Origin of the sequence: Amycolatopsis sp. WQ 127309, from assembly GCF_023023025.1 — a bacterium.
Taxonomy (GTDB): Bacteria; Actinomycetota; Actinomycetes; order Mycobacteriales; family Pseudonocardiaceae; genus Amycolatopsis.
The window spans coordinates 6739945-6763891 of record NZ_CP095481.1 but is presented as its reverse complement, the minus strand read 5'-3'; the positions used below and the strand labels follow the sequence as shown (position 1 = coordinate 6763891).

The 23947-nt window shown below is 72.0% G+C and carries 27 protein-coding genes; 15 read left to right on the top strand and 12 right to left on the bottom strand.

What is annotated here, in order from left to right:
* Position 1: 1 nt before the first annotated feature.
* Positions 2-616: a TetR/AcrR family transcriptional regulator gene (locus MUY22_RS30825; protein ID WP_247050413.1), complete on the bottom strand. Its 615-nt coding sequence runs from the start codon at positions 614-616 to the stop codon at positions 2-4.
* 76 nt (positions 617-692) lie between these two features.
* Here MUY22_RS30825 and MUY22_RS30820 point away from each other — a divergent pair, with 76 nt between their 5' ends.
* Positions 693-1046, top strand: coding sequence for a hypothetical protein (locus MUY22_RS30820; RefSeq protein ID WP_247050411.1), 354 nt, complete (start codon positions 693-695; stop codon positions 1044-1046).
* Between the two features lie 62 nt (positions 1047-1108).
* Here MUY22_RS30820 and MUY22_RS30815 read toward each other — a convergent pair whose 3' ends face one another.
* Positions 1109-2098, bottom strand: coding sequence for a TerC/Alx family metal homeostasis membrane protein (locus tag MUY22_RS30815; protein ID WP_247050409.1), 990 nt, complete (start codon positions 2096-2098; stop codon positions 1109-1111).
* A 145-nt stretch (positions 2099-2243) separates the two neighbouring features.
* Here MUY22_RS30815 and MUY22_RS30810 point away from each other — a divergent pair, with 145 nt between their 5' ends.
* Positions 2244-3035: an SAM-dependent methyltransferase gene (locus MUY22_RS30810; protein WP_371827505.1), complete on the top strand. Its 792-nt coding sequence runs from the start codon at positions 2244-2246 to the stop codon at positions 3033-3035.
* Here MUY22_RS30810 and MUY22_RS30805 read toward each other — a convergent pair.
* On the bottom strand, positions 3032-4015 hold the full coding sequence (locus MUY22_RS30805; protein WP_371827504.1) for a YihY/virulence factor BrkB family protein: 984 nt from the start codon (positions 4013-4015) through the stop codon (positions 3032-3034). The two genes, MUY22_RS30810 and MUY22_RS30805, sit on opposite strands and share 4 nt — an antisense overlap.
* 71 nt (positions 4016-4086) lie before the next feature.
* Positions 4087-4488 (bottom strand): helix-turn-helix domain-containing protein, encoded by a 402-nt coding sequence (locus MUY22_RS30800; RefSeq protein ID WP_247050403.1) that lies wholly within the window; start codon positions 4486-4488, stop codon positions 4087-4089.
* Positions 4489-4603: 115 nt separating this feature from the next.
* Here MUY22_RS30800 and MUY22_RS30795 point away from each other — a divergent pair, with 115 nt between their 5' ends.
* Positions 4604-5458 (top strand): SDR family oxidoreductase, encoded by an 855-nt coding sequence (locus MUY22_RS30795; protein ID WP_247050401.1) that lies wholly within the window; start codon positions 4604-4606, stop codon positions 5456-5458.
* Between the two features lie 259 nt (positions 5459-5717).
* Here MUY22_RS30795 and MUY22_RS30790 read toward each other — a convergent pair whose 3' ends face one another.
* Entirely contained in the window at positions 5718-6887 is a 1170-nt protein-coding gene (locus MUY22_RS30790) for an MFS transporter (protein WP_247050399.1), read from the bottom strand.
* A 72-nt stretch (positions 6888-6959) separates the two neighbouring features.
* Between MUY22_RS30790 and MUY22_RS30785 the strand changes: the two genes are divergently transcribed.
* On the top strand, positions 6960-7481 hold the full coding sequence (locus MUY22_RS30785; protein WP_247050397.1) for an ABATE domain-containing protein: 522 nt from the start codon (positions 6960-6962) through the stop codon (positions 7479-7481).
* On the opposite strand, the gene MUY22_RS30780 is transcribed toward MUY22_RS30785, so the two are convergent.
* Both MUY22_RS30780 and MUY22_RS30775 read right to left on the bottom strand, forming a co-directional pair.
* Positions 7474-9048 carry a succinic semialdehyde dehydrogenase gene (locus MUY22_RS30780; protein ID WP_247050395.1) on the bottom strand — a complete coding sequence of 525 codons (1575 nt, stop codon included), beginning with the start codon at positions 9046-9048 and terminating at the stop codon, positions 7474-7476. The genes MUY22_RS30785 and MUY22_RS30780 overlap by 8 nt on opposite strands.
* A gap of 14 nt (positions 9049-9062) precedes the next feature.
* Entirely contained in the window at positions 9063-10691 is a 1629-nt protein-coding gene (locus MUY22_RS30775) for a GMC family oxidoreductase (protein ID WP_247050393.1), read from the bottom strand.
* 266 nt (positions 10692-10957) lie between these two features.
* Between MUY22_RS30775 and MUY22_RS49510 the strand changes: the two genes are divergently transcribed.
* On the top strand, positions 10958-11092 hold the full coding sequence (locus MUY22_RS49510; protein ID WP_256474703.1) for a hypothetical protein: 135 nt from the start codon (positions 10958-10960) through the stop codon (positions 11090-11092).
* Here the strand turns inward: MUY22_RS49510 and MUY22_RS30770 are convergent.
* On the bottom strand, positions 11082-12353 hold the full coding sequence (locus MUY22_RS30770) for an MFS transporter (RefSeq protein WP_247050392.1): 1272 nt from the start codon (positions 12351-12353) through the stop codon (positions 11082-11084). The genes MUY22_RS49510 and MUY22_RS30770 overlap by 11 nt on opposite strands.
* A gap of 53 nt (positions 12354-12406) precedes the next feature.
* Here MUY22_RS30770 and MUY22_RS30765 point away from each other — a divergent pair, with 53 nt between their 5' ends.
* Positions 12407-13132, top strand: coding sequence for a helix-turn-helix transcriptional regulator (locus MUY22_RS30765; RefSeq protein WP_247050390.1), 726 nt, complete (start codon positions 12407-12409; stop codon positions 13130-13132).
* A gap of 3 nt (positions 13133-13135) precedes the next feature.
* Here the strand turns inward: MUY22_RS30765 and MUY22_RS30760 are convergent, their stop codons facing one another.
* The gene (locus MUY22_RS30760; protein WP_247050388.1) at positions 13136-14032 is read right to left on the bottom strand and encodes an SDR family oxidoreductase; all 897 of its coding nucleotides are present in this window, start codon (positions 14030-14032) and stop codon (positions 13136-13138) included.
* A gap of 107 nt (positions 14033-14139) precedes the next feature.
* On the opposite strand from MUY22_RS30760, the gene MUY22_RS30755 reads away from it, so the two are divergent.
* Positions 14140-14724, top strand: a complete 585-nt coding sequence (locus MUY22_RS30755) for a TetR family transcriptional regulator (protein ID WP_247050387.1) — start codon at positions 14140-14142, stop codon at positions 14722-14724.
* Here MUY22_RS30755 and MUY22_RS30750 read toward each other — a convergent pair.
* Entirely contained in the window at positions 14721-15386 is a 666-nt protein-coding gene (locus tag MUY22_RS30750; RefSeq protein ID WP_247050385.1) for a TetR/AcrR family transcriptional regulator, read from the bottom strand. The two genes, MUY22_RS30755 and MUY22_RS30750, sit on opposite strands and share 4 nt — an antisense overlap.
* 133 nt (positions 15387-15519) lie before the next feature.
* On the opposite strand from MUY22_RS30750, the gene MUY22_RS30745 reads away from it, so the two are divergent.
* From MUY22_RS30745 to MUY22_RS30715, 7 genes are all read left to right on the top strand, one after another.
* Complete coding sequence (locus MUY22_RS30745; protein ID WP_247050383.1) at positions 15520-16428, top strand: SDR family NAD(P)-dependent oxidoreductase; 909 nt, start codon at positions 15520-15522, stop codon at positions 16426-16428.
* Positions 16429-16538: 110 nt separating this feature from the next.
* Positions 16539-16799, top strand: coding sequence for a hypothetical protein (locus MUY22_RS30740; protein ID WP_247050380.1), 261 nt, complete (start codon positions 16539-16541; stop codon positions 16797-16799).
* Between the two features lie 51 nt (positions 16800-16850).
* Positions 16851-17246, top strand: a complete 396-nt coding sequence (locus MUY22_RS30735; protein WP_305879315.1) for a nuclear transport factor 2 family protein — start codon at positions 16851-16853, stop codon at positions 17244-17246.
* 34 nt (positions 17247-17280) lie between these two features.
* Positions 17281-17856 (top strand): PadR family transcriptional regulator, encoded by a 576-nt coding sequence (locus MUY22_RS30730; RefSeq protein ID WP_247050378.1) that lies wholly within the window; start codon positions 17281-17283, stop codon positions 17854-17856.
* A gap of 450 nt (positions 17857-18306) precedes the next feature.
* Positions 18307-18870, top strand: a complete 564-nt coding sequence (locus MUY22_RS30725) for a TetR/AcrR family transcriptional regulator (protein ID WP_247050376.1) — start codon at positions 18307-18309, stop codon at positions 18868-18870.
* A gap of 15 nt (positions 18871-18885) precedes the next feature.
* Positions 18886-19620: a cupin domain-containing protein gene (locus tag MUY22_RS30720; RefSeq protein ID WP_247050374.1), complete on the top strand. Its 735-nt coding sequence runs from the start codon at positions 18886-18888 to the stop codon at positions 19618-19620.
* A gap of 79 nt (positions 19621-19699) precedes the next feature.
* On the top strand, positions 19700-21544 hold the full coding sequence (locus tag MUY22_RS30715) for a glycoside hydrolase family 5 protein (protein ID WP_247064205.1): 1845 nt from the start codon (positions 19700-19702) through the stop codon (positions 21542-21544).
* A 12-nt stretch (positions 21545-21556) separates the two neighbouring features.
* On the opposite strand, the gene MUY22_RS30710 is transcribed toward MUY22_RS30715, so the two are convergent.
* Complete coding sequence (locus tag MUY22_RS30710; RefSeq protein ID WP_247050373.1) at positions 21557-22372, bottom strand: hypothetical protein; 816 nt, start codon at positions 22370-22372, stop codon at positions 21557-21559.
* A gap of 195 nt (positions 22373-22567) precedes the next feature.
* Between MUY22_RS30710 and MUY22_RS30705 the strand changes: the two genes are divergently transcribed.
* A complete protein-coding gene (locus MUY22_RS30705) occupies positions 22568-23131 on the top strand; it encodes a hypothetical protein (protein ID WP_247050371.1) in 564 nt (187 codons plus the stop codon).
* Positions 23132-23141: 10 nt separating this feature from the next.
* Here the strand turns inward: MUY22_RS30705 and MUY22_RS30700 are convergent, their stop codons facing one another.
* Entirely contained in the window at positions 23142-23903 is a 762-nt protein-coding gene (locus MUY22_RS30700) for an MBL fold metallo-hydrolase (protein WP_247050369.1), read from the bottom strand.
* Between the last annotated feature and the right edge of the window lie 44 nt (positions 23904-23947).

Sequence of the window (23947 nt, the reverse complement as noted above, 5' to 3'; positions counted from 1 at the left end):
CTCACACCGGCAGGACGCTCATGGGCGCCGGCGGCGGCAACGGCACCCCGGCGTGCTCGGCCCGGAACGAGTTCAGCAGGTAGGCGACGAGCCGCCGCGACGCCGTGCGCGTGGCCGCCGGGGAGTCCGTCGTCACCCCGTCGTTGGCCATGAGCACCAGCGCCAGGTCGGTGATCGCGAAGTCGGCTCGCAGCTCGCCCGCCGCCTTCGCGCGGTCGATCAGCTCGGTGACGCGGCCCAGCGCGCGTTCCGCGGCGACGTCGGCCGGGAACGCCGTCGCGACGGCGGCGCTGAACCCGCGGTCGCACGCCTGCATCTCCCCGACCTTCTCGACGAGCGTGACGAACCCCCGCCACGGGTCCGGGTCGGCCAGCGCGTCGTCCACGACCGAGACGCACGTGTCGAACTGGTGCGAGAACACCTCGTCGACCAGCGCTTCCTTCGTCGGGAAGCGGCGGTACAGCGTGGCCATCCCGACGCCGGCGTGCCGGGCGACGGCGGCCATCGGCACGTCGAGGCCCCGGCGCGCGAAGAGGTCGTGGGCCACCTCGACGATGCGCTCGCGGTTGAGCCGGGCGTCCCGCCGCAGCGCCGGGTGAGAAGGGTCCGCACTCATGTTTCTCACTTTACGCCAAGCGGACAGGTCTCTCCTCTTGCGCGGCTACGGTGGCGGACAAGGAAAAGGAGGTCCGATGAGGACGAACGGCCGGCTGGTCGAACGCGCGGTCGGCGGGGTCAACCGCCGGGTGCTGGCCCTGCGCTCGTCACGCCGCTGGGGCGCGGCGGTGCGGCGGCACCTGACGATCGTGACGTACACGGGACGGCGCTCGGGCCGCACGTTCACCATCCCGGTGGGCTACCGGCGCACGGGCGACGAGGTCGAGATCGGCGTCCGCATCCCGGGCCGGAAGAACTGGTGGCGCAACTTCACCGGCGAAGGCGGCCCGATCTCGGTGGAGCTGGACGGCACCGACCGCACCGGACACGCGATCGCCCACCAGGACGCGAAAGGCGCCGTGACGGTCACGGTGCGGCTGGAGCCGTAAGGGAATTGCGGTTGCCCGGGTGACGAGAGCGGAACTGGACCACACACGTGATCGGCTGAGGGTCACGGTTCCGGATCGGACCCCCGCAGGGATCCCGGGTGCGCTTTCGCATCCGGGTCCCGGCGGGTCTTGAGCAGGCTGGCCACCGTGACCACGGCGAGGATGCCGAGGATCACGCCGAGGCTGAGCGGGGTGGGGATCTCCGGGAAGCCCTCGTCGATGTCGACGTGCGCCCAGTGCAGGATCAGCTTCACACCGATGAACGCGAGGATCACCGAGAGCCCGGTCGAGAGGTACACGAGCCGGTCGAGCAGGCCCTTGACCAGGAAGTACAGCGCGCGCAGGCCCAGCAGCGCGAAGGCGTTCGCGGTGAACACGAGGTACGGCTCGTCGGTGACGCCGAAGACCGCCGGGATCGAGTCCAGGGCGAACAGCAGGTCGACGCCGCCGATCGCGACGAGCACCACGACGAGCGGGGTCACCAGCCGGCGGCCCGCGACCTTGGTCGTCAGCCGGCCGCCGTCGTAGTCGTCCGACAGCGGCAGCACCCGGCGGGCGGTGCGGACCACGACGTTGTTCTCGACGTCGTGGTCCTCGTCACGGTGGCGGAACAGCTGCACGGCGGTGTAGATCAGCAGCAGGCCGAACAGCAGGAACATGAAGGTGAACAGCGACAGCAGGGTCGCCCCGACGACGATGAAGATCCCGCGCAGCACCAGGGCCAGCACGATGCCGAAGGTGAGCACCTTGTGCTGGTGCTCCTCCGGGACGGCGAACGTGGTCATGATGATGACGAACACGAACAGGTTGTCGACCGACAGGCTCTTCTCGACGATGTAGCCGGCGAAGTACTCGGTGCCGAACTCGCCGCCGTGCGCCAGGGTCACCCACACCCCGAACACGACCGCGACGAGGATGTAGCCGACCGACCACGCGACGGCCTCGCGGAACCCGACCTTGTGCGGCCGGACCGCGGCGAGCACCAGGTCCAGCGCGAGCAGCCCGAGGATGACGGCCAGGGTGACCAGCCAGGTGCCGACCCCGATGTCCATTTCGTCCCCCGCTTCCGTTGTCACCGATAGTAGGGACATTTCCGCGTCCGCGCACGTGGAGTCCACAGTGGACGGAAGCTGGGACCGCGCGATTCCGGGTATCCTTCGCACCGGGGACGAGAGCGAAACGAGGTGCGCGGTGTCCGTGGGCGAGCGGATCCCGGAGGGGGTCGACATCAAGCTGCCCAGCGCGGCCCGGGTCTACGACTGGCTGCTCGGCGGCAGCCACAACTTCGACGCCGACCGCGTCGTCGGCGAACGGGTGATGGCCGTCCTGCCGTCGGGCCGGCAGGTGGCCGCGTCCAACCGGGCCTTCCTGCGCCGCGCCGTGCGGTACATGCTCGACCGGGGTATCACGCAGTTCCTCGACCTGGGGTCCGGCATCCCCACGGTCGGCAACGTGCACGAGGTCGCACAGGCCCTGGACCCCGCGTGCCGGGTGGTCTACGTGGACTACGACGAGGTCGCCGTCGCCCACAGCCGGCTCATCCTCGAGGGCAACCGCGATGCCGTCGTGGTCGAGGCGGACCTGTGCCGCCCGCGGACCGTGCTGGCCGACCCGGACGTGCGGGCGCTGCTGGACTTCGACCGGCCGATCGGGCTGCTCATGGTGGCGGTGTTCCACTTCGTCCCGGACGACCTGCGCCCGGCGGAGATCGTCGCCGACTACCGCGCGGCGCTGCCGCCGGGCAGCTTCGTCGCGCTGTCGCACCTGACGGCCGACCACGCGCCGCGCGAGATGGCGGCGGTCGCGGACGCGATGCGCCACAGCCGGGACCCGATGTACTTCCGCCCCTACAGCGACGTCGCGGCCCTGTTCGACGGGCTGGAGCTGGTCGAGCCGGGCGTGGTGAGCGCCCCGCTCTGGCACCCGGAACCGGGCATCCGCGACGCCGAACCGGACGACGTCTACGCCGGCGTGGGCCGCAAGCCCTAGCGCGCCCGCTCGGCGTCGGTCACTTCCTCGACCTCGTCGGCGTCCATCGCCTTCGTGTCGCGCGGCGGCAGGAACGGCTCGTCCTCGCTCTCCTGGCCGCCTTCGATGCCGCGGCCGCGGGCGAGCTCGGCGTCCAGCTCGGCGCCGAGCAGCACCGCGAGGTTGGAGATCCACAACCACACCAGGAACACGATGATCCCGGCCAGTGAGCCGTAGGTCTTGTTGTAGGAACCGAAGTTCGCGACGTACAACGCGAACCCGGCCGACGCCGCCACCCACAGCACGACCGCCAGCAGCCCGCCCGGGGTCAGCCACTTGAAGCCCGGCTGCCGCACGTTGGGGCCCGCCCAGTACAGCAGCGCGAACGTCAGGCTGATCAGGACCGCGATCACCGGCCACTTCGCGATCTCCCACACCTGCACCCCGGTCGGCCCGAGCCCGACGAGGTCGCCGAGGCGCCGCGCGATCGTGCCCGTCGCCACGACGCCCAGCGCGCACGCGGCCAGCAGCGCCACGAGGCCGATCGTCAGCCCGAGCCGCAGCGGCAGGACCTTCCACAGTGGACGGCCCTCCGGCATGCCGTAGATCGCGTTGCCCGCCCGCATGAACGCGCCGACGTACCCGGACGCCGACCACAGCGCGCCGAGCAGCCCGAGCACCGCCACCGGGCCGGCGAGGCTGCGCGAACCGGACAGCTCCTTGATCGCGCCGACGAGGATTTCCCGCCCCTGGCCCGGAACGACCTGGTTGATGTTGTCGATCACGGTCTGCGTCGGGCCGGGGCCGAGCAGGCCCAGCAACGCCGTCAGGACCACCAGGCCGGGGAAGATCGAGAGCACGCCGTAGTAGGTGAGCGCGGCCGCCCAGTCGGTGAGGTTGTCCCGGCCGAACTGCCGGACCGTGCGCCTGAGCACTTCCCACCACGAACGCCGCGACAACTCCGTCGGGCCGTCCGGTTGCTTCCGTCGTCCTGCGCGCACCCGGCACCAGCTCCTGCCTCGTCGCCGCGAGGTTTACCCGATCGGGGCGAGGAGAAACCCGGACGGGTGACTCAGCCGTCCTTGCGGGCGTCGTAGGCCTCGTTCGCCGCCATCACGTCCGGCATCTGGCCTTCGACGTCGTGGATCAGGTTCACCAGCAGCGTCGCGGTGCGCCGGCCGCGCGGGGTGAGGCTGTACTCGACCTTCGGCGGGATGGTCGGCTGGGCTTCGCGCAGCACGAAGCCGTCGCGCTCCAGGGCCTGCAGGGTCTGGGCCAGCATCTTCTCGCTGACGCCGGTGACGCGGCGGCGCAGCGCGTTGAACCGGAACGTGCCGTCGTAGAGCGCGGCCATCGCGAGGATCCCCCAGCGCCCGGTGATGTGCTCGAGCGTGGACCGGGACGTGCACGCCTGCGCGAACACGTCGAACACCACCTGCCCGTGCTCGTCGACCCACTCCGGCGCTTCCGTCATGCCCCCACGGTACCGGGCAGACAGCACAATCCCCAGTGACGGTACTCACCATCGGTTTGCACTTCCTGAAAGTTAGTACACTCTCAAGGTAAGCAACCGACCTGAGGAGTTACGCATGATCGTGGTCACCGGCGCCACCGGACATCTCGGCCGCCTGGTCGTGGACGGCCTGCTCGAGAAGACCTCGCCCGATCAGGTCGTCGCCGCGGTGCGCGACCCGCGGAAGGCCGACGACCTCGCCGCCCGCGGCGTGCAGGTCCGCGAGGCCGACTACGACCGGCCCGAGACCCTCACGGCGGCCTTCGCGGGTGCGGAGAAGGTCCTGCTGATCTCCAGCAGCACGCCCGGCCAGCGGCTCGCGCAGCACCAGGCCGTCATCGACGCCGCCCGCGAGGCCGGCGTGCGCCACCTCGGCTACACGAGCGTCCTGTACGCCGACACGACGAAGATCTTCGTCGCGCCCGACCACAAGGCGACCGAGCGGCTGATCCACGAGGCGGGCATCCCGTTCACCGTCCTGCGCAACGGCTGGTACACCGAGAACTACGCGGCGACGGTGCAGCAGGCCCTGTCCACCGGCTCGTTCGCGGGCAGCGCGGGCGACGGCCGTCTCGGCGCCGTCCCCCGGCTCGACTTCGCACAGGCGGCGGTCGCCGTCCTGACCGAAGACGGCCACGCCGGGAAGACGTACGAGCTGGCGGGCGACAACACATGGAGCTACGCCGACTTCGCCGCGGCGATCACCGAGGCGTCCGGGACTTCCGTGACGTACCAGGACGTCCCGCCGGAGGAGCACCGGAAGCTCCTCGTCGCGGCGGGCCTGCCCGACCCGGTGGCCGACATGCTGACCGACGCCGACCGCGGCATCCGCGAAGGCGAACTGACCACCACGAGCGGCGACCTGAGCACGCTGATCGGCCGCCCGACGACCCCGTTGGCCGACGCGGTCGCGGCCCTCGTCAAGGGCTGAGCCCCTGGACGGCGGTGCGGGCGTGGCCGTAGGAGACACCTACCGGCCACGCCGCGCCCGGTCACCGGCTTGGGCCGCGCCCACCGGTGCCGATCAGCCTGAACCGGGCCGGTCGCCGGATGCGCGGCGCAGAGCAAGCCGCGCCGGTTCACCGGCAGTCGAACCCGTTGGCACGCCACTCCACCAAAGCGGATGCCAATTCGCGCGCATTTAAAACCGTTGCCACGGAAGCAAAACAGCCATCCGGCGACACGGACCGTCAGTCCGTCGAACCGGCGGCGACGAGCCGCCTGGTCGTGAGCCACCGGTCCGCCAGGGCCGCGAGCACGGCCAGGCCGGTGATCGCCGCCGCTCCCAGCAGCAACGCTCGGCCGCCGAGGCCGCTCGCCGTGCCGGCGAGGGCCGCTCCCACCGCCGCCATCGCGACCTTCAGCCCGGCGCTCGTCACGAACACCTGGGCCTGCGCGCCCGCCGGGGCATAAGCGCTGCGGGAGGCCAGCGTCGCGGTGAAGGACGTCGCGTTCGCCACGCCCAGCGCGGCGAACCCCGCGACCGCGAGGCCGTACCCCGGCGCCAGTGCGCACACCGCCGTCACCACGGCCATCGCGGCGAACAGCCGGACCGCCTGCACCTCGGGTTCGCCGCGCAACGGCCACACCGTCACCAGTGCCGAGCCCAGGAGGCTGCCCGCGCCGTAGGCCACGGTCAGCGCGGCGCCCGCGGTCGCCGTGCCGTGCAGGTCCCGGCCGAACGCGACGGCGACCACCGGCAGCGCGCCCAGCTCGACCGCGCCCAGCAGCGTCAGCACCGTGACGCGGCGCAGCGGCGGGCGCGTCACCAGCATCCCGAGCCCGGCGCGCAGGCCCAGGGCTTCACGGGGCGTCCGCCCGGTGCCGAGCGGCAACGTCAGTGCCAGGCCGGCCGCGACCAGGGCCGCGGTCGCCAGCCCGAGCAGCGCGTCGACGGGGCCGGTCACCCCGGCGAGCCCGGCCGTCGCCGCGGGGCCGAGGGTGCCGCCGATCCCGTAGGACAACGCGTCCCAGCCCTGCCGGCGCCGGTTCGGGCCGAGGTCGTCGAGCACGCTGCTCAGCCCGCCGGTCAGCAGCGGCCCGCAGCACCCGGCGACGGCCACCAGCGGCACCGTCACGACCAGCGACGTCCGGCCGAGCGCCAGCGCGCCTGCGGCCAGGGCCAGACCGTAGACCAGGTAGGACGCCGCCAGCAGCCGCCGGGGCTCGCGGGCCCGGTCCAGCCGGGCCGCCAGCCACGGCCCGAGCAGGTGCGGCGCGTTGAGCGCGGCGACGAGCAGGCCGCCCACCGCCGCCGGTTGGTGCTGGTCGGCGGCGAGCAGCACCAGCCCGACCGTGGCGCCGCTGTCGGCCCCGCGGACCAGCACCGCCGCCGTCAGGTACCGCGCCAAGCCGGACATCACACCCCCGTCACCCCCTTGACTGGTGACGCCACCTTGTCAGAGAGGTGCGTCACCGGTCAATATGGTGACGTGTTCACCTTCCTCAGCGGCCGGCCCAGCCTGGACCTGACGACGACCCTGCAGGTCCGCCACCACGAGCACCCCCGCGAGCTGCTCACAGCCCCCGGGGACGTCACGCGCTGGCTGGCCGAGGCGGGCTACTCCCCCGCCGCCGTCGACGACGCCGGGCTGCGCCGGACCGTCGACCTCCGCGAGGTCGTCAACCGCTTGTGCCGCACCGCGAACCACGCCGACCGGGCCCGGCTCAACGACTTCGCGGCCGGGCCGCCGTTGGTACCGCGGTGGACCGGGACGGCGGTCGAGTACCGCGGCGACATGGACCAGGCGTTGTCCTCGCTCGCCCGCGACGCCATCGACCTGCTCGCCGGCCCGCACGCCGACCGGATCCGCGAATGCGCGCACCCCGACTGCAGCCGCCTGTTCCTCGACGCGTCGCACGCGGGACGTCGCCGGTGGTGCGGCATGACGACCTGCGGGACCAAGACGAAGTCGGCGAACTACCGGCGTCGCAGGAGCGCGGAAGTCACCTGATGCGCAGCTTCCGCATCAGCTTCAGCCCGGAAAGCATGCTCTGGACGTACTTCTCGTGGTCCTGGCCCGGCTTCGGCCCCATGACCTGCTTCTTGAGCACGGCCAGGTTCTGCACGTCGGTGTACTTGAGCAGGCCCTGATCGCCGTGGCGGGCGCCGACGCCGGAGTTCTTCACCCCGCCCGACGGCGTTCCCTTGGCGGCGAACGCGGTGGCGAGGATGTCGTTGATGTTGACGTTGCCCGATTCCAGGCGCGCGGCGACGGCCCGGGCGGCGTCGAGGTCACTGCCCCAGACCGAGGCGTTGAGGCCGTAGTCGGTGTCGTTGGCCAGCGCCACGGCTTCGTCGACCGTGCCGTACTCGTGCAGCGCCACAACGGGTCCGAAGGTTTCGGTGACGCCGCAGAGCATGTCCTTCGTGACGCCTTCGAGGATCGTCGGCTCGAAGAACGCCGGGCCGAGATCGGGCCGCGGCTTGCCGCCGCAGAGCACCGTGGCGCCCTTCGAGACGGCGTCGTCGACGTGCTCCTTGACGCGGCGCATGTGGTCCACGGACACCAGCGAGCCCATGTCGGGGCCGAAGTCGTAGGCCGCGCGGACGTCGAGAGCCTGCGTCTTGGCCACGAACGCCTTCGTGAACTCGGCGTAGCGGGACTCCGGCAGGTAGATCCGCTCGATGTGCATGCAGATCTGGCCGGTGTTGCCGAACGCGCCGAAGATCGCGCCCTGCGCGGCTTCCGCGAGGTCGGCGTCGTCGAGCACGATCATCGGGTTCTTGCCGCCGAGCTCGAGGCAACAGCCGATGAGATTGCGCCCGGCCCGCTCGCCGATCACCCGGCCGGTGGCCGTGGAGCCGGTGAACATCACGTAGTCGGCGTGGTCGATCAGTGTCGGGCCGACGTCCGGGCCCTCGCCGCACACCACCTGGAACAACCCCTTCGGCAGGCCGGCTTCCTCCAGCAGCTGGATGCCGTAGAGCGGCGAAAGGGCCGTCTTGTTGTCGGGCTTCAGCACGACGGCGTTGCCGGCCATCAGCGCCGGCACGGCGTCGGAAATGCCGGTGGCGAACGGGAAGTTCCACGGCGCGATGATGCCGACGACGCCCTTGGGCTGCCGGATCTCGGTCGACGTCGTCAGCAGCGGCACCGGCCCGCCGCGCTTGGTCGGCGCCAGCAGCTTCGCGGCCCGCCGGAGGTAGTGGCTCATCACCATCGCCGGGTCGCAGGTCTCCTCGATCGCCATCCGTCGGTTCTTGCCGCTCTCGGCCTGGATGAGGTCGGTGACGATCCGCGCCTGGTCGACGAAGAGCGTGTGCGCCCGCTTGAACACCGCGAGCCGCTGCTTGAGCGGGGTGGCGGCCCACTTGCGCTGCGCCTCGCGCGCGACGGCGAACGCCCGTTCGATGTCGGCCGGCGCCGACTGCGGCAGCTCGACGAGCGTCTCGCCGGTGTAGACCTCGGTCAGCTTCCAAGTCGCGCCGGAGGTGCCCGGCACGCGGGCCACGAGCCCCTTCAGGAACGCGTCCGTCGCCGACGCCGGCCGGGTGATCCCGAGCGGGGTGAGGGTCATGGTCGCACTTCCCGTCAGTTGCCGGAGAGGACGAGGTGCGCGCCCATCTCGCCGATCATGATGCTGGGGGCGTTCGTGTTGCCGCCGGTGATCGACGGCATGATCGAGGCGTCGCAGACCCGCAGCGCCTCGACGCCGCGGACCTTGAGGTCGGGGCCGACGACCGCGAGCTCGTCGACGCCCATCCGGCAGGTGCCGACGCCGTGGTAGACCGACGTCGCGCGGTTGAGGATGGCGTCGCGCAGGGCCTGGCCCGTCAGCGCCGGGCCCGGGTGGATCTCTTCCTTGACCGCGCCGTTGAACGCCTTCGACGCGAAGATCTCGCGCGCCAGCTCCGAACCCTCGCCGAGCACCTCGAGGTCGGCCGGGTCGGCGAGGTACTGGGGGTCGATCAGCGGGGCGGCGGCAGGATCCGCCGACGCCAGCCGCAGCGTGCCGCGGCTCTTCGGGTAGATCAGCGTCGTGAGCACGGTGAGCGCGGTGCGCTTGTCGACGTCGTGCCGGATCGGCGCGTCCTGGTTCGGCGAGACGTACGCCCACGGCAGCAGGTGCAGCTGGAGGTCGGGCACCGCGTCGGCCTGGGACGTCTTGAGGAACGCGACCGCCTCGAACACCGAGTTCGCGAGGAAGGTCGTCCCGGGCCGGAGCAGCTCCTTGACCAGGCCGCGCGCGAAGTAGGCCGGCGTGCCGGAGTTGCGGCTCGACGTCACGTGGAAGGTCAGCGCGTGGAACATGTGGTCGTGCAGGTTGTCGCCGACCGGCAGGTCCGCGACGACGTCGATGCCGTGCTCCCGGAGGTGCTCGGCGTGGCCGACGCCCGACAGCATGAGGAGCTGCGCGGACCCGACGAACCCGGCGGAGAGGACGACCTCCTTGCCGGCGCGGATCGTGCGCTGGGTGCCGTCGGCGTCGACGACCTCGACGCCGGTCGCGCGGCCGTTCTCGATGACGACCTTCTTGGCCAGCACGCCGGACTGCAGCTGCAGCGTCGGGGCCGCGAGGTGGTGGAGGTAGCCGCGCGAGGCGCTGTAGCGCAGGCCGTCGGCGGCGTTCTGCTGCATCCGGCTGACGCCTTCCTGCGACTCGCCGTTGTAGTCGTCGAGGATCTTGCAGCCGACGGTGTCGGCGGTGGCCTGGATGAACTGCAGGGCGCCCTCTTCGGGACTCTTGTTGCGGGTGACCCGGATCGGCCCGCCCGCGCCCCGGAACGCGTTCTCGCCGTCTTCGAAGTCTTCCATCCGCTTGTACGCGGCGTTGACGCTGTCGGCGTCCCAGCCGGTGTTGCCCTCGGCGGCCCAGGAGTCGAAGTTGGCGCGGTTGCCGCGGACGTAGACCATGCCGTTGATGGAGCTGGAGCCGCCGACGACCTTGCCCCGCGGCACCGGCATCCGGCGGTCGAGGGCGTGCTTCTGCGGCACCGAGTAGTAGCCCCAGTCGAAGGGTTTCTTGAGCTGGGGCACGGCATGCAGGGGTCCGACGAGGCCCGGTTTCTTGAGCAGCAGCTTCTCGTCGGTCTTGCCGGCTTCGAGCACGATCACGCTCGCGCCCGACGCCGCCAGCCGCCCAGCGATCGCGGCCCCCGAACTCCCCGACCCGACGACCACGTAGTCGGCTTCGTCGCCGCGCGGCGCCTTGTTCGCCATGTCCGCTCCTCGGTCCGGCCCGCCACCCAGAAACTATAACCTGTTCTAGTTCTGGCGTCACCGTATAGCGTTCGCCCACGACGCGCAATGTCCCCCCGGGCCCCTGGTGGGGCGCGATCGGCCGGACCACGGCTCGCGCACGTCCACGACGAGGGCGTCCACCACGCCGTGAGGTTGATCCATTCCGCCTCTCGGACCGGGCCGGCGCGCTGACTTCCCTTCATGGTGCGCTCTCTGCTCTGCCTGGCCCTGCTCGCCGGGGCCACGTGCCCGGCGCCCTGCGGACCGCCGGGGTCGGCCGCCCGGTCACGCCGGACGCCGTCGACGTCGGGGTGTCCGAAGAGCGTGACGACACCTTGCACACCGTCGCCGGCGAGCTCCTCGGCCAGGTCAGGTTCTGACTTCCCCGGCATGGTCCCGGCTGTCGTAGCGCCAGAACGGCCGCACGCTCAGCGCCCCGGCGACGACCACGACGACGCAGAGCAGCGCCGCCCCCGACCAGGCGATCGTCAACGTCGTCGCGGCGGCCATGGCGCCCGCCCGGACGTCGCCCAGGCGCGGGCCGCCCGAGACCACGACCGTGTAGACGCCCTGGAGCCGGCCGCGCATCCGGTCCGGCACGTAGGTCTGCAGGATCGTCTGCCGGTAGACGACGCTGACCAGGTCGGCCGCCCCGGCGAGGACCAGCAGCGCGACGGCGGCCCAGAGGCTGTGCACGAACCCCGCGGCGGCAACGGCGGCCGCCCAGCAGGCGACGGCGCACGTCAGCGCGACGCCTTGCCGGCGCACCCGGCCGATCCACCCGCTCAGCGAGCCGGCCAGGATCGAGCCGACGGCGATCGCCGAATACAGCGGGCCGACGCCGCCGTGGAACCGGGTGGCGGCGGCCTGCGGGAACAGCGCCTCCGGCATCGCCAGCGCCATCGCGGCGATGTCGACGGCGAACGACATCAGCAGGACCGGGTTCCCGCCGAGGAACCGCAGGCCTTCGAGCACCGATCGCAGGCCGGGACGCCCGGCCGGGGCCGCCGACGGGAAGGACGGCAGGCGGAAGGCCGCGTACAACGCCGCCGCGAACAGCACGGCGTCGGCGCCGTAAGCCCAGCCGAAGCCGCCCGGAAGTCCGATGAGGACACCCGCGACGAGCGGCCCCACCACCTGACCGACGCTGCCGGCCGTGTAGTTCAGCGCGTTGGCCGCGGGGATGTACTCGGCGGGCACCAGCAGCGGCACCATCGCGCTGCGGACGGACGCGGAGACGGCGAACCCGCCCGACTGGACGGCGACCAGCGCGAGGATCAGCGCCGGCGACCGCACCCCCAGGACGCTCTGGGCCAGCAGCGCGAGCGTCACGACCCACGTGACGAGTGACGTCAGCAGGTACAGCTTCCGCCGGTCGACGGCGTCGGCGACCGCGCCGCCGTAGAGGCCGAACACGACGATCGGGACGAACCCGACCAGGCCGCCGAGCCCGACGACCAGCGACGACCGCGTCAGCGCGTACAGCTGCACCGGGACGGCGACCGCGGTGACGGTCATGCCGATGACGGCGGTGCTCTGCCCGAGGAACGTCCGCCGGAACGCGGGCACGGCCAGCGGCCGGGTGTCCGCGACGACGCTGCGCAGGCGGTCCCGGAACCGGGGCGGCACGACAGGGGTCATCCCTCCACGATGGTCGGCATCCACCCGGCAGACTTCCGATAAACTGCCACCTCGTGTCGCAAACCCGCCATCGGCACCACCCGGGTGAGGTCATCACCCGGCACCGGCACGAGGAGCACCAGCTCATCTACGTGAGCAGCGGGGTCCTCGCCGTCCACACCGACCACGGGACGTGGGCCGCCGGCGCCCACCGCGCCGCCTGGATTCCCGCCCGCACCTGGCACGAGCACCGCGTCCACGGGCACGCCGAGGTCCACACCCTCGCCTTCGCGACGCAGGAAGCGCTGCTCCCCGGCGATTCGCCCACGGTCATCGCCGTTTCCGGGCTGCTGCGCGAACTGCTGATCGCCGCCACCGAACCCGGCCTGGCGCCGGGCGAGGCACGCCGGCTGCGGGCCGTGATCCACGACCGCGTCCGCCGCGCCCACGTCGCCCCGCTGACGCTCCCCCGCGCCCGCGACCCCCGGCTGGCCCACGCCTGCCGGCTGGTGACCGACGACCTCGCGAGCCCGCGGACCATCACCTGGCTCGCCCGTCAGGTCGGCGCGAGCGACCGTCACCTCGCGCGGCTCTTCCGCGGCGAGTTCGGCACGACGTACCCCCAGTGGCGCACCACCACCCGGGTCTTCCAGGCCATGCTCGAGCTCACCGCGGGAAGCACCGTCACGGAGACCGCGCACCGCTGCGGCTGGGCCACCACCAGCGCCTTCGTCGACACCTTCACCCGGACCATGGGCCAGACCCCCGGCACCTACCGCGCCGCGGCCGCCGGCGGTTAGCGGCTACTTGGTGCCGTACGCGCCGGCGTCCAGGTCCTCGACGAGGGTCGGCCCGGTGGGCGTCCAGCCGAGCAGCTCGCGCGTCTGCGTGCTGGTCGCGGCGAGGTCCATGGCGAAGAAGCCGCCGATCCAGCCGTAGTGGTCCTGGACGTCCCCGGCCGCGATGGAGGCGACGGGCAGGTCGTACGCGCGGCCGATGGCCTCCGCGATCTCGCGCGTCGGCACGCCTTCTTCGGCGACGGCGTGCAGGCGGCTGCCCGCGGGCGCCTTCTCCAGGCCGAGGACGGTCATCCGGGCGGCGTCGGTCACGTGCACGGCGGCCCAGCGGTTGGTCCCGTCGCCGGGGTAGCCGGAAACGCCCTTCTCCCGGGCGATCGCGGTGAGGACCGCGATGAACCCGTGGTCGGCGGTGCCGTGGACGGTCGGCGAGAACCGCAGGCTCACCGGGTGCACGCCGCGGCCGGCGAACTCGAGCGCGAGGTTCTCACTGCCGCCGCGCGGGCTTTCCAGGCCGTGGAACGGGGACGCGTCGGCCTCGGTGGCGGGCCGGCCCTGGGTGAGCGCGGCGATCCCCGACGCCAGCAGGAACGGGCGGCCGGTGCCGGCGAGCGCGTCGCCGATGGTCTGGACGGCGCCCCGTTCGGCCGCGCTCGACACGGCCGGGTTCGCGAAGTCGTGCTTGTTGGCCAGGTGGATGACGGCTTCGGCGGCCTCGGCGCCGGCCCGGATGCCGTCGAGGTCGTCGAGGTCGCCGCGGCGGACCCGGACGCCCTTGGCTTCGAGGGCCGCGGCGGAGGCGTCGGACCGGGCGAGCCCGGTGACCTCGTGGCCGGTGGCGAGCAGTTCGTCGACGACGGCGGAGCCGATCCAGCCGGAGGCTCCGGTGACGAAAACGCGCATGAGGTGTAACTCCCTCTGTGGTCGAACTCGATGTCAGCGACTGACGTCGGTGACTGACATCAACGTACTCCCGAAGTCAGTCGCTGTCATCACCTAGACTCGACGGCATGGTGCGTTGGGAACCGGGAACCCCGGAGCGGCTGCAGCGGGCCGCGCTCGAGCTGTTCGCCACCCGCGGGTTCGAAGAGACGACGGCGGCGGAGATCGCCCAGTCCGTCGGCCTGACCGAGCGCACGTTCTTCCGCCACTTCGCCGACAAGCGCGAGGCGCTCTTCCACGGGCAGGAGCTGTTCGCGCAGGCGTTCCTCAGCGGCATGGAGGCCGCGCCGCCGGACGCGTCGCCGATCGAGGTCGTCGCCGGCGCACTGCAGTCCGCGTCCACCTTCTTCCCGGACGAGCGCCGGCCGCACTCCCGCACCCGCCAGTCCGTCATCGACCGGAATCCCGCGCTGCAGGAACGGGAACTGCACAAGATGGCCGTCCTCGCCACCACGCTCGCCGACGCCTTCCGCGCGCGGGGCGTCGCCGATCCGGCGGCCTCGCTGGCCGGGCAGTCGGTCACCGCGGTGTTCGGGATCGCGTTCACGCAGTGGATCCGCGACGGCGAGGAGCGGTCGCTGGCCGACATCGCCGACGACGTCTTGGCCGAACTGCGCGCCCTGACCAGCGCGAGCCCCACGCCGGCGGGCTAACCCCGCGCCACGGCCCCCGAGATCAGCAGGGCGAGGCCGTGTTCCAGGGAGGCGGCCAGGTCGATCCGCAGCTCGGCGAGCGCCGGGTCCGTCGCGTACGCGGCGAGCGTGCTGGCCGAGGGCCGGCAGTGCGTCGAGAGGCCACCGGCCAGGATCATGGCCAGCAGGCACACCTGCTTCGCCGCGGCCCCGACCTCCGGCACGTGCCGGGCGAAGAGCTCGACCATGGCGTCGAGGCTCGCGAGCGCGGATCGCTTGTAGCGCACGACGACGTCGACGGAGACGTTGTGCTCCAGGACACCGGCCTGCGCGCTGATGAGGTCGCACAGCACGGTGCGCCCGGCCAGCGAATTCGCCACGATCGCCGCCAGCCGGTCACCGCGCTCCCGCACGGACCGGCCGGGATCGACGCCGGCGGCCAGCTCGGCCGCCACGTCGGGCAGCCAGTCCCCCAGTGCCTGGTCCAGCAGCTCGAACAGCACGGCCTCGCGGGATTCGAAGTACCGCAGCACGTTCGACTTGGCCAGCCCGACCCGGCGGCTGAGCTCGTTGAGGCTCACCTCGGCCACCGGCATCTCGTCGAGCATCACCAGCGCCGTGTCGAGGATCTTGCGGCGCCGTTCCTCCCGCTGCTCCGCGCTGCGCGCCCGCTGGAACGTCATGCGACACAGGGTAACCGTCTTGCACCCGGAGTTAAAGACCGGCAGTCTCTTGACAATAGACCGACGGTTCTTTAACGTCGGAGACATAACAGACCGCCGGTCCGCAAGGGCCGAACCCGAAGGAGCGACCGACATGGCCGAACACTGGACCGCCCGCGACGTCCCGGACCAGACGGGCCGCGTGGCCGTCGTGACCGGCGCCAACACCGGCCTCGGCTTCGAGACCGCCCAGGTGCTCGCCGAGCGCGGCGCGTCGGTGGTGCTGGCCGTCCGCGACGTCGAAAAGGGCAAGCAGGCGGCGGCCCGCTTCGGCGCCGGCGCCGACGTCACCGTGCAGGAGCTGGACCTGGCGTCACTGGAGTCGGTGCGCACCGCCGCGGCCGAGCTGCACACGGCGTTGCCGAAGATCGACCTGCTGATCAACAACGCCGGCGTGATGTACCCGCCGCGGCAGACCACCCGCGAAGGCTTCGAGCTGCAGTTCGGCACGAACCACCTCGGGCACTTCGCGCTCACCGGCCTGCTGCTGGACCTCCTGCTGCCGGTCCCCGGTTCGCGGGTCGTGGCGGTCGCCAGCATCGCCCACCGCCTCCGCGCCGCGATCCACTTCGACGACCTGCAGTGGGAGAACTCCTACGACCGCGTCGCGGCCTACGGCCAGTCCAAGCTCGCCAACCTGCTGTTCGGGTACGAGCTGCAGCGCCGGCTCGCGCCGCACGGCACCACGGCCGCCCTCGCCGCCCACCCGGGCGTCGCCCGCACCGAGCTGATGCGCAACTCCCCCGCCGCCCTCCGCGGGGTCTTCGCCGCGGTCGCGCCCCTGTTCACCCAGGACTCGGCGCGGGGCTCGCTGCCGATCCTGCGTGCCGCCACCGACCCCGGCGCCCTCGGCGGCCAGTACTACGGACCCGACGGGCTGGGCGGCTACCGCGGCGACCCGGAGGTCGTCGCCTCGAGCCCGCAGTCCCACGACCTGGCGCTTCAGCGGCGTCTGTGGCAGGTTTCGGAGGAGCTCACGGCCGTCGAGTACCCCGTCGGGTGACCCCTACCCGGTGAATTCATCTCGCACGAGGGTATTTCTACCCTCACGGTTGTAACGAGTCCCGGTGCCGCAGCGACTGTCCAGTATCGCGCGGGAAGGCTGGGGTGCCGATGAGCGAACGTCGAGCTCGGCGGGTCGATGTGGCCGCTCAGCCACGTCATGTCAGTCTCGATCCGGACCCGGACGCGGAGTTCGAGTACACCGGGATCGTGCTCCGGCGCGAGCTGGACGGCGCACCGGCCGAGGAGACCTGGCTGCCGGTCGGCGACGAGCCCAGCGAAGAGGACGACGAGCGGCTCATCGCCGCGCTGCACGACGCCTGGCTGTGGACGACCGAGTCCGAACGCGATCCGGTGACCATGCCGGAGTAGCACCCTCTAAGCTGGACGGGTACTCAACTTTTTGACTACCCGAGGTGCGATGTGAGCAGCAGCTTCCGGCAGGCCGTCGAGGCACGTGATCCCGAGGCCATGGCGGCCGCGCTGGCGCCGGAGGTGGTGTTCCGGAGCCCGGTGGCGTTCCGGCCGTACCCGGGCAAGGCGATCACCGCCGCGATCCTGCGCGGCGTGCTCCGGGTGTTCGAGGACTTCCGGTACGTCCGGGAGCTCGACGGTGGCGGGGGCCGGGACCACGCCCTCGTCTTCGAGGCCCGGATCGGCGACACCGCGGTCGAGGGCTGCGATTTCCTGCACCTGGACGAGAACGGCCTGATCGACGAGTTCACGGTGATGGTGCGCCCGCTCTCGGCCGCCCAGGCGCTCTCGGCCGCGATGGCCGCACAGTTCGAGCAGATCCAGCGCGAGGCCGTCGGCGCCTAGTCAATTCGTTGACTAGCTCACGGAGGGGAACCCGGTGGCACTGCGGAACGCGCTGATGGCCGCGCTGCTCGAAGGCGAGGCGTCGGGCTACGACCTCGCGAAGGTGTTCGACGCGTCCGTGGCGAACTTCTGGATGGCCACCCCGCAGCAGCTCTACCGCGAACTGGACCGGATGGCGGCCGCCGGCCTGGTGCACGCCCGGGTCGTCCACCAGGAACGACGCCCCGACAAGCGCCTGTTCTCGCTGACCGAAGCCGGCCGGGAGGCGTTGCACGAGTTCACGGCCGCTCCACCCCGCCCCGGCACGATCCGCGACGAGCTGATGGTGCAGGTCCAGGCCGTGGATGCGGGCGACGAACCGGCCGTCCGAACCGCACTCGAGGAGCGGGCGACCGCGGCGGAGGCGAAGATCGCCCGCTACGAGAAGCTCCGCACACGCCTGCTGGACGGCCGCTTCGAAGACGACTACCTGGTGGAGGCGGAGCGGATCGGACCGTACCTGACGCTGATGCGCGGCTTGTCATTCGAGCACGAGAACCTCCGCTGGTGCCGGCAGGCCCTCCGCACCCTGGACCTCCGCACGCAGGTGAGGCAACCGACAAAACCCTGACCACACGACGGTTTCGTTGCGCGCCTTCCAGCCGCGGTGTTGGCCACTCCGGACGCGAAGTTGGCCGCTCCGGTTGCCGAGTTGGCCGCTCCAGTCGCCGAGTTGGCCACTCCGGACGCCGTCTTGGCCGCTTGGCCGCTCCGGTTGCCGTGTTGGCCACTCCGGTTGCCGTGTCGGCCGCGCGGGTCACCGTGTTAGCCCTTCTGTCACCGTGTCGGCCGCTCCGGTTGCCGTGTCGGCCCTTCCGGTCGCCGTGTCGGCCGCTTCGGATGCCGCGTTGACCACCCCGGCGACCGAGTTGCCATCTGCGGCCGAGGTGGCTGTTCGCAGCCGACGGCCCTACCGCCAACAGCAAACACGCTGACCGGAGCGGCCAACACGACCAACGGCGAGCCCGGGCGCAGGCCCACTCTATTGATTCTGTACCTACTAGTATGTACAGTGCGACCTATGGGGACGAGAGACCAGCTGATCGACAGCACCCGGGAACTGTTGTGGGAACGCGGTTACGTGGGCACCAGCCCCAAAGCCATCCAGCAGCGCGCGGGTGCCGGGCAGGGCAGCATGTACCACCACTTCGCCGGCAAGCGGGAGCTGGCGCTGGCCGCCGTGCGGCGTAGTGCCGATGAGCTGCTCGCCGCGGCCGACGCTCAGCTGCGCGGGCCCGGGACCGCCGTCGAACGGGTCACCGCGTACCTGCGTCGTGAGCGCGAAGTGCTGCGGGGCTGCCCCATCGGCCGGCTCACGCAGGATCCCGACATCGTGGCCGACCCGCAGCTGCGGGCTCCGGTCGACGAAACCCTCACTCTCCTGCAAGCCAAACTCGCCGCGGTCCTCGACGAAGGCCGGGCCGCGCAAGAACTGCCTGCCGCGCTGGACACCGCCGCGCTCGCCGCCACCATCGTCGCCGTGCTGCAGGGCGGGTACGTGCTGGCTCGCGCCGCCGCCGCACCCGGACCGTTCGACCAAGCCGTCTCCGGCGTCCTTTCGCTGCTCGCCGCCCACACCCGTTGAACCTGGGGAGTTCCCGTGCACGTCCGTCACGTTCCGTCCGCCACCGCCGCCGCGCCCGCCGACGTCATCACCGGCAGTGCTTGGGTCACCTCGCTCGCCGTCCCCGAAGGGCCGTCTCGCACCCAGGTCGACCGCGTGCAGTTCGCCCCCGGTGCGCGTACGCGCTGGCACCGGCACCCGCTCGGCCAGGTGCTCGTCGTCACCGAAGGCACCGGCTACGTCCAGCGCCGGGGCGGTCCGGCCCAGCTGATCCGGCCCGGCGACACCGTCCGCGTCGCTCCTGGCGAATGGCACTGGCACGGTGCCACCGACACCACGTCGATGACGCACCTCGCCATCGAGGAACTCCCCGAAGACGGGACCACGGCGGAGTTCGCCGAACCGGTGAGCGCCGCCGAACCCGTGGCCGTCCCGGCCGAGCCCGTCACGCGCACGCTCGTGCTGGAGCAGCGGCTCCCCGAACCGCGCGTGGTCGACTACGTCGAGCTGCGCCGCATCACCATCGCGCCGGACTTCGGCACCGGGCTGCACGTCCACAATGGACCCGTCTTCGGCAGCATCGAAACCGGTTCGGCCGTCTACCAGATCGACGGCGAGCCGGAATCGGTGCTCACGCCCGGGGACGTCTTCTACGAGCCCGAAGCGGCCCGCATCGCGCGCTTCGACGCGCAGGGGGACGGCGTCACCTTCCTGGCCTGCTTCCCCGTCGGGCCGGGCGAAACCCCCAGCCTGACCCCGCTCGAGAGCTGACCCGACGAACGGCGGGCCCGCACCCGGCTGCCGGTATACAACCGGGCGAAACACCCGTTAGCCTCCGCGCGTGAGGATCATGAGTGCGCTGCTCACCGCGTTGCTGGCCACCGGCGTCGTCGCCCCGATCTCCGCGGCGGCGCCGGATCCCGCCCACGCGGATCCGGCGCCCTGGGCCGGCCCGCTCAGCACCCGCGGCCGCTACATCGTCGACGCGGCGGGCAACCGGTTCAAGCTGAAGGCCGCCAACTGGCACGGCGCGAGCGGCACCTGGACCGGGTCGGGCGACGTCGGCGATCCGGCCAACCACCACGCCGGCGAGATCGCCTACCAGACGCCGCTCGGGCTCGACCGCGCGTCGATCGACACCGTCATCGACGGGCTCGCGCAGCTGGGCCTCACCAGCGTGCGGCTGCAGTTCTCCAACGCGATGATCCACGACGCGACGCCGGTGCCCGACCTGCCGGCCAACCCGGACCTGCGCGGCAAGACGCCACTGCAGGTCTACGACCGCGTCGTCGAGCGGCTGACCGCGCGCGGGTTCGCCGTGATCCTCAACAACCACACCACGACGTCGCGCTGGTGCTGCGGTCTCGACGGCAACGAGCGCTGGAACACCGCGCAGACCGAGCAGCAGTGGCAGGACGACTGGCTGTTCATGGCGCGGCGCTACGCCGCGAACAAGCGGGTGGCCGGCGCCGACCTGTACAACGAGGTCCGCCGCAACACCTTCGACGACCCCAACTGGGGCTGGGGCAACGACAAGGACTGGCAGCGCGCGAGCCAGCAGGTCGCCGACCGCATCCTGACCGAGGCGAACCCGGACCTGCTGATGATCGTCGAGGGCATCAACTGGACCGGCCTGCCGATCGACGGCTTCGCGCACGGCCGGCCCACCCTCGAACCCGCCCGGACGCTGTCGCACACGCTCGTGGACTCCGGGAAGCTGGTCTATTCGGCGCACTTCTACGGCTACACCGGGCCGAACCACTCCGGCGCGACCGGCATCGGCGAAACCCACGACCCGCGTTACCGCGACCTGTCACCCCAGGAGCTGCGCGACACCCTGTACCGGCAGGCGTTCTTCGTCGAGCAGGACACCGGCAAGCACTACACCGCGCCGCTGTGGATCAGCGAGTTCGGCGAGGGCCGCAACACCACCGACCCGGCGTCCCGCGCGTTCTTCGAGACCTTCGTGAACTACCTCGCCGAGACCGACACGGACTTCGCCTACTGGCCCGCGGTCGGCTTCCAGACCGGTGGCACGGGCGACGGCTGGTCGCTGCTCGCGTGGGACAGCGCCGGGAACCGCATCGACGTGCTCGACGGCCGGGACTGGCGCGGCCCGGCGTGGCAGCGGCTGGTGGGCGCGCCGTCGCGCACCGGCCCGATCCCGCAGGCCGGCCGCTGGTCGATGCTGAACCTGGACTACGGCGACTTCCAGGAGTCCCGCGCGGTCCGCGCGCTGCCGGACTGGAATCCCGGCGCGCGCAAGGGCGTCTGCCCCGACGGCCAGCGCCTCACCGGTCTCGCCCACACCGGCAACCGCGGCCTGTGCGCGGGCACGCTCCCGGTGCCGTCCGGGTACGCGGCAGTCCGCGACGAGTCCTTTGTGGACACGGACTGGGCGTCCGGTTACACCAAGCTGCAGTGCCCGGCCGTCCACGCGGTGGTCGGCTACAGCGTGCAGGGTGCGGCGGTCTCGGCCGTGCTGTGCGGCAAGTCGGCGACCCCGCTGGGCCGCACCGGCCGCACGGTCTGGTTCGACCGCGGCGACAACCGCCCGGCCGGCGACCTCGGGGGCGACTTCGCCTCGGGCAGCTACAAGGGCCAGTGCGCCCCGGGCGAGTACGTCGCCGGGGTGGCCTACACCGGCCGCGTCGGCTCGAACCGGACGCCGGACGCGCTGCTCTGCCGCTCCTGAACCGGGGCCGGCTCAGTCGCCGTCGGGCACCGGTACCGGCTGCGCGTGCGGCGGCCGGAGGACGGCCCAGACGATCTTCCCGCCGGACTGCCGGGGTGACCAGCCCGCGGCGTGCGCGAGGTGCGCGACGAGCGGAAGCCCGCTGCGCGGCTCCGGCGACCTCTTGCCGGCCCGGGGCAGCGACACCGGACGCACGTCGTCGTCGGCGACCGCGACGGTGAGCCGGCCCAGCCGCAGCTCCAACCGCAACCGCGCCGGCGAATGCGCGTGTTCGGCGGCGTTCGCCACGAGCTCCCCCGCCACCGTGACCGCCGGCTCCCCCAGTGCGTCGATGTCCCAGTTGCCGCAGGTGTCGGTGACGAACGGCGCCGCCGCGCCCACACTGCGCGGTGAGGACGGCAACCACAGTTCCGTGCGGCGACGCGGCGGCGGGTCACCCAGCCCGGCCAGGGCGTCGAGCACGGTGGGCCGGACCGTCACGAAGCGCCGCATCGGGCCGTGCCGCGCCAGGGCCGCGTGCGCCGAGCCCGGGACGACCACCAGCGCCACCGTCGACCACTGCGAGATCCGCAGCCACACGGCGACGAAGACACTGGTCAGGTGATCCTTGGTGATCACGAGTGCCTCGAGGTCGACGATCACCGCACGGGGCTGGTCGGCCGCGCACTTGAGCAGCGCGTCACGCAGCACCCCGTAGGTGCTGACGTCCAGTACCCCGGACGGGCGAATGATCGTCGTCCCTTGCCACTCGGACAGTTCCCAGTCGAGCGGGCTGTCCGCTTGCATGCCGTAGCTCGCCGCCTTGTCTTGGTAGAGCCCGGAACGCACACCGTCCGTCCGTGCTTGACAGCTCGGATCAGAGGTGTGGAAACAACAACCGTACGTGGCCGCCAGCCGTCCGTGACTGCGAACGCTGCGGATTCACTCGATTCAGTGGTTGCAATTCTTGAATGCGTCTTTCTGTAGCGCCCGGGCGGCACCAATGGGCGTAATCCGGTGGATGCCGCTCGGTAGGCTGCCGGAATGGGGTTCGGCGAGCGAGCACGCAGAGTGCGGGACGGCCGGCTGGCCCACGGTCAGCGCGTCGCGGCACTGTGTTCGTGCGTGCGCCTCTACCACCCGATCGGCCACCGGGCGACGTTGAGCTTCCTCGCCGAGCTCGCCGGCCCGTACCAGCGGCACGAGCGGGCCCTCCTGGATGCGCTGGCGGCGCTGGAAGCCGGCCGGGCGCAGTGGCGTAGCGCCGGTGCCGCCTATGCGGACTCGCGCGTGAAGCAGAAACGGCTCGGCCGCCGGGTGCCCACCGATTCGCCGCCGGGCAAGACCGGCCACTGGTACGCGGCGACCCCGGACCTGTCACGCCGCGCGGCCGTGCACGCGCTGAAGCTGTGGGAGCAGGACCACGCCTCGGCGGACGAGGAGACGCGTTCCCTGGTGCGCCAGAGCGTCGCCACCGGCGGCCGCCTCACCGGCGAGCAGCTGGACACCGTGCTGCGCCGCCGGACCCGGGACGAGCCCGGCGACGTCCGCTGGCCGATGACCCTCATGGCGTCCGCGGCCGGTGCACACCGGTTCGGCGCGAACTAGGAAACGTCCGTCAGCCGGAGGTGTGGCCGGCCTGCTTCTGGTTCATCTGGTGCGGGGCGGAAAGCCAGTCGTGCTGTTCGAGGCGCGCGTCGACCGGTTCTTCTCCGCGCCGCAGGGCTTCGATGTAGGCGCGGTCGGCGGCGAGGCGGCCCGCCACCTCGGCGCCCTCGGCGACGGCGCCGTGCCCGGGGACCACGACGTCGACCCGCCGGGACGCCTCGGCCAGCCGGTCGAGGCCCGCCTCGTAGGCGTTCAGCTGGTCGGGGCGGCGGGGGTCGAGCAGCGGGATCAGCACGTCGGAGAGCATGTCGCCGGCGAGCAGGACGCCGCGGTCGGCGAGCAGGATCGCGGCGTGGCCGATGGTGTGCGCCTGGTGCTCGAGGATCTCGCCCGGCACCGGGCCGCCGTCCGCGGGCAGCGGGGTGAGGAGCCCGATCAGCTCGAGCGGGATGCCCGTGGCGCTCTCCTCCGCCATCTTCTGCGCCCGCTCGCGCGCTTCACCCGCGACCTGGGCGCCGGCGGCGGTGGCGTAGCGCGGGACATCGCCGAAGCGGGAGTGCCAGAGCAGGTGGTCCCAGTGGGGGTGGGTCGAGAACCCGGCGACCACCGGCACGCCGAGCGCGTCCACGTCGTCGGCGAGCTGGTTCAGGTCGGCGCCGTCGATGCCCGGATCGACCAGGACCAGCCCGGTGTCCCCGCGCACGACGACGGCGTTGCTCCAGACCCACTCGCTCTGCCGGACCCAGACCCCGTCGGCCACCTGCTTCAGCATCGGGCCACTTTGCCAGATGTCCCCGGCCGGCGCGAGAAGCGACA

Excerpts from the sequence above, each read along its gene's own strand:
- MUY22_RS30790 (WP_247050399.1), bottom strand. The coding sequence starts at position 6,887 with ATGTCCGGCTTGGCGCGGTACCTGACGGCGGCGGTGCTGGTCCGCGGG.
- MUY22_RS30760 (WP_247050388.1), bottom strand. The coding sequence starts at position 14,032 with ATGCGCGTTTTCGTCACCGGAGCCTCCGGCTGGATCGGCTCCGCCGTC.
- MUY22_RS30780 (WP_247050395.1), bottom strand. The coding sequence starts at position 9,048 with ATGACCCTCACCCCGCTCGGGATCACCCGGCCGGCGTCGGCGACGGAC.
- MUY22_RS30725 (WP_247050376.1), top strand. The coding sequence starts at position 18,307 with ATGGGGACGAGAGACCAGCTGATCGACAGCACCCGGGAACTGTTGTGG.
- MUY22_RS30825 (WP_247050413.1), bottom strand. The coding sequence starts at position 616 with ATGAGTGCGGACCCTTCTCACCCGGCGCTGCGGCGGGACGCCCGGCTC.
- MUY22_RS30775 (WP_247050393.1), bottom strand. The coding sequence starts at position 10,691 with ATGGCGAACAAGGCGCCGCGCGGCGACGAAGCCGACTACGTGGTCGTC.
- MUY22_RS30740 (WP_247050380.1), top strand. The coding sequence starts at position 16,539 with ATGAGCGAACGTCGAGCTCGGCGGGTCGATGTGGCCGCTCAGCCACGT.
- MUY22_RS30800 (WP_247050403.1), bottom strand. The coding sequence starts at position 4,488 with ATGACGGAAGCGCCGGAGTGGGTCGACGAGCACGGGCAGGTGGTGTTC.
- MUY22_RS30700 (WP_247050369.1), bottom strand. The coding sequence starts at position 23,903 with ATGCTGAAGCAGGTGGCCGACGGGGTCTGGGTCCGGCAGAGCGAGTGG.
- MUY22_RS30745 (WP_247050383.1), top strand. The coding sequence starts at position 15,520 with ATGGCCGAACACTGGACCGCCCGCGACGTCCCGGACCAGACGGGCCGC.
- MUY22_RS30715 (WP_247064205.1), top strand. The coding sequence starts at position 19,700 with ATGAGTGCGCTGCTCACCGCGTTGCTGGCCACCGGCGTCGTCGCCCCG.
- MUY22_RS30820 (WP_247050411.1), top strand. The coding sequence starts at position 693 with ATGAGGACGAACGGCCGGCTGGTCGAACGCGCGGTCGGCGGGGTCAAC.
- MUY22_RS30750 (WP_247050385.1), bottom strand. The coding sequence starts at position 15,386 with ATGACGTTCCAGCGGGCGCGCAGCGCGGAGCAGCGGGAGGAACGGCGC.
- MUY22_RS30795 (WP_247050401.1), top strand. The coding sequence starts at position 4,604 with ATGATCGTGGTCACCGGCGCCACCGGACATCTCGGCCGCCTGGTCGTG.
- MUY22_RS30755 (WP_247050387.1), top strand. The coding sequence starts at position 14,140 with ATGGTGCGTTGGGAACCGGGAACCCCGGAGCGGCTGCAGCGGGCCGCG.
- MUY22_RS30815 (WP_247050409.1), bottom strand. The coding sequence starts at position 2,098 with ATGGACATCGGGGTCGGCACCTGGCTGGTCACCCTGGCCGTCATCCTC.
- MUY22_RS30770 (WP_247050392.1), bottom strand. The coding sequence starts at position 12,353 with ATGACCCCTGTCGTGCCGCCCCGGTTCCGGGACCGCCTGCGCAGCGTC.
- MUY22_RS30705 (WP_247050371.1), top strand. The coding sequence starts at position 22,568 with ATGGGGTTCGGCGAGCGAGCACGCAGAGTGCGGGACGGCCGGCTGGCC.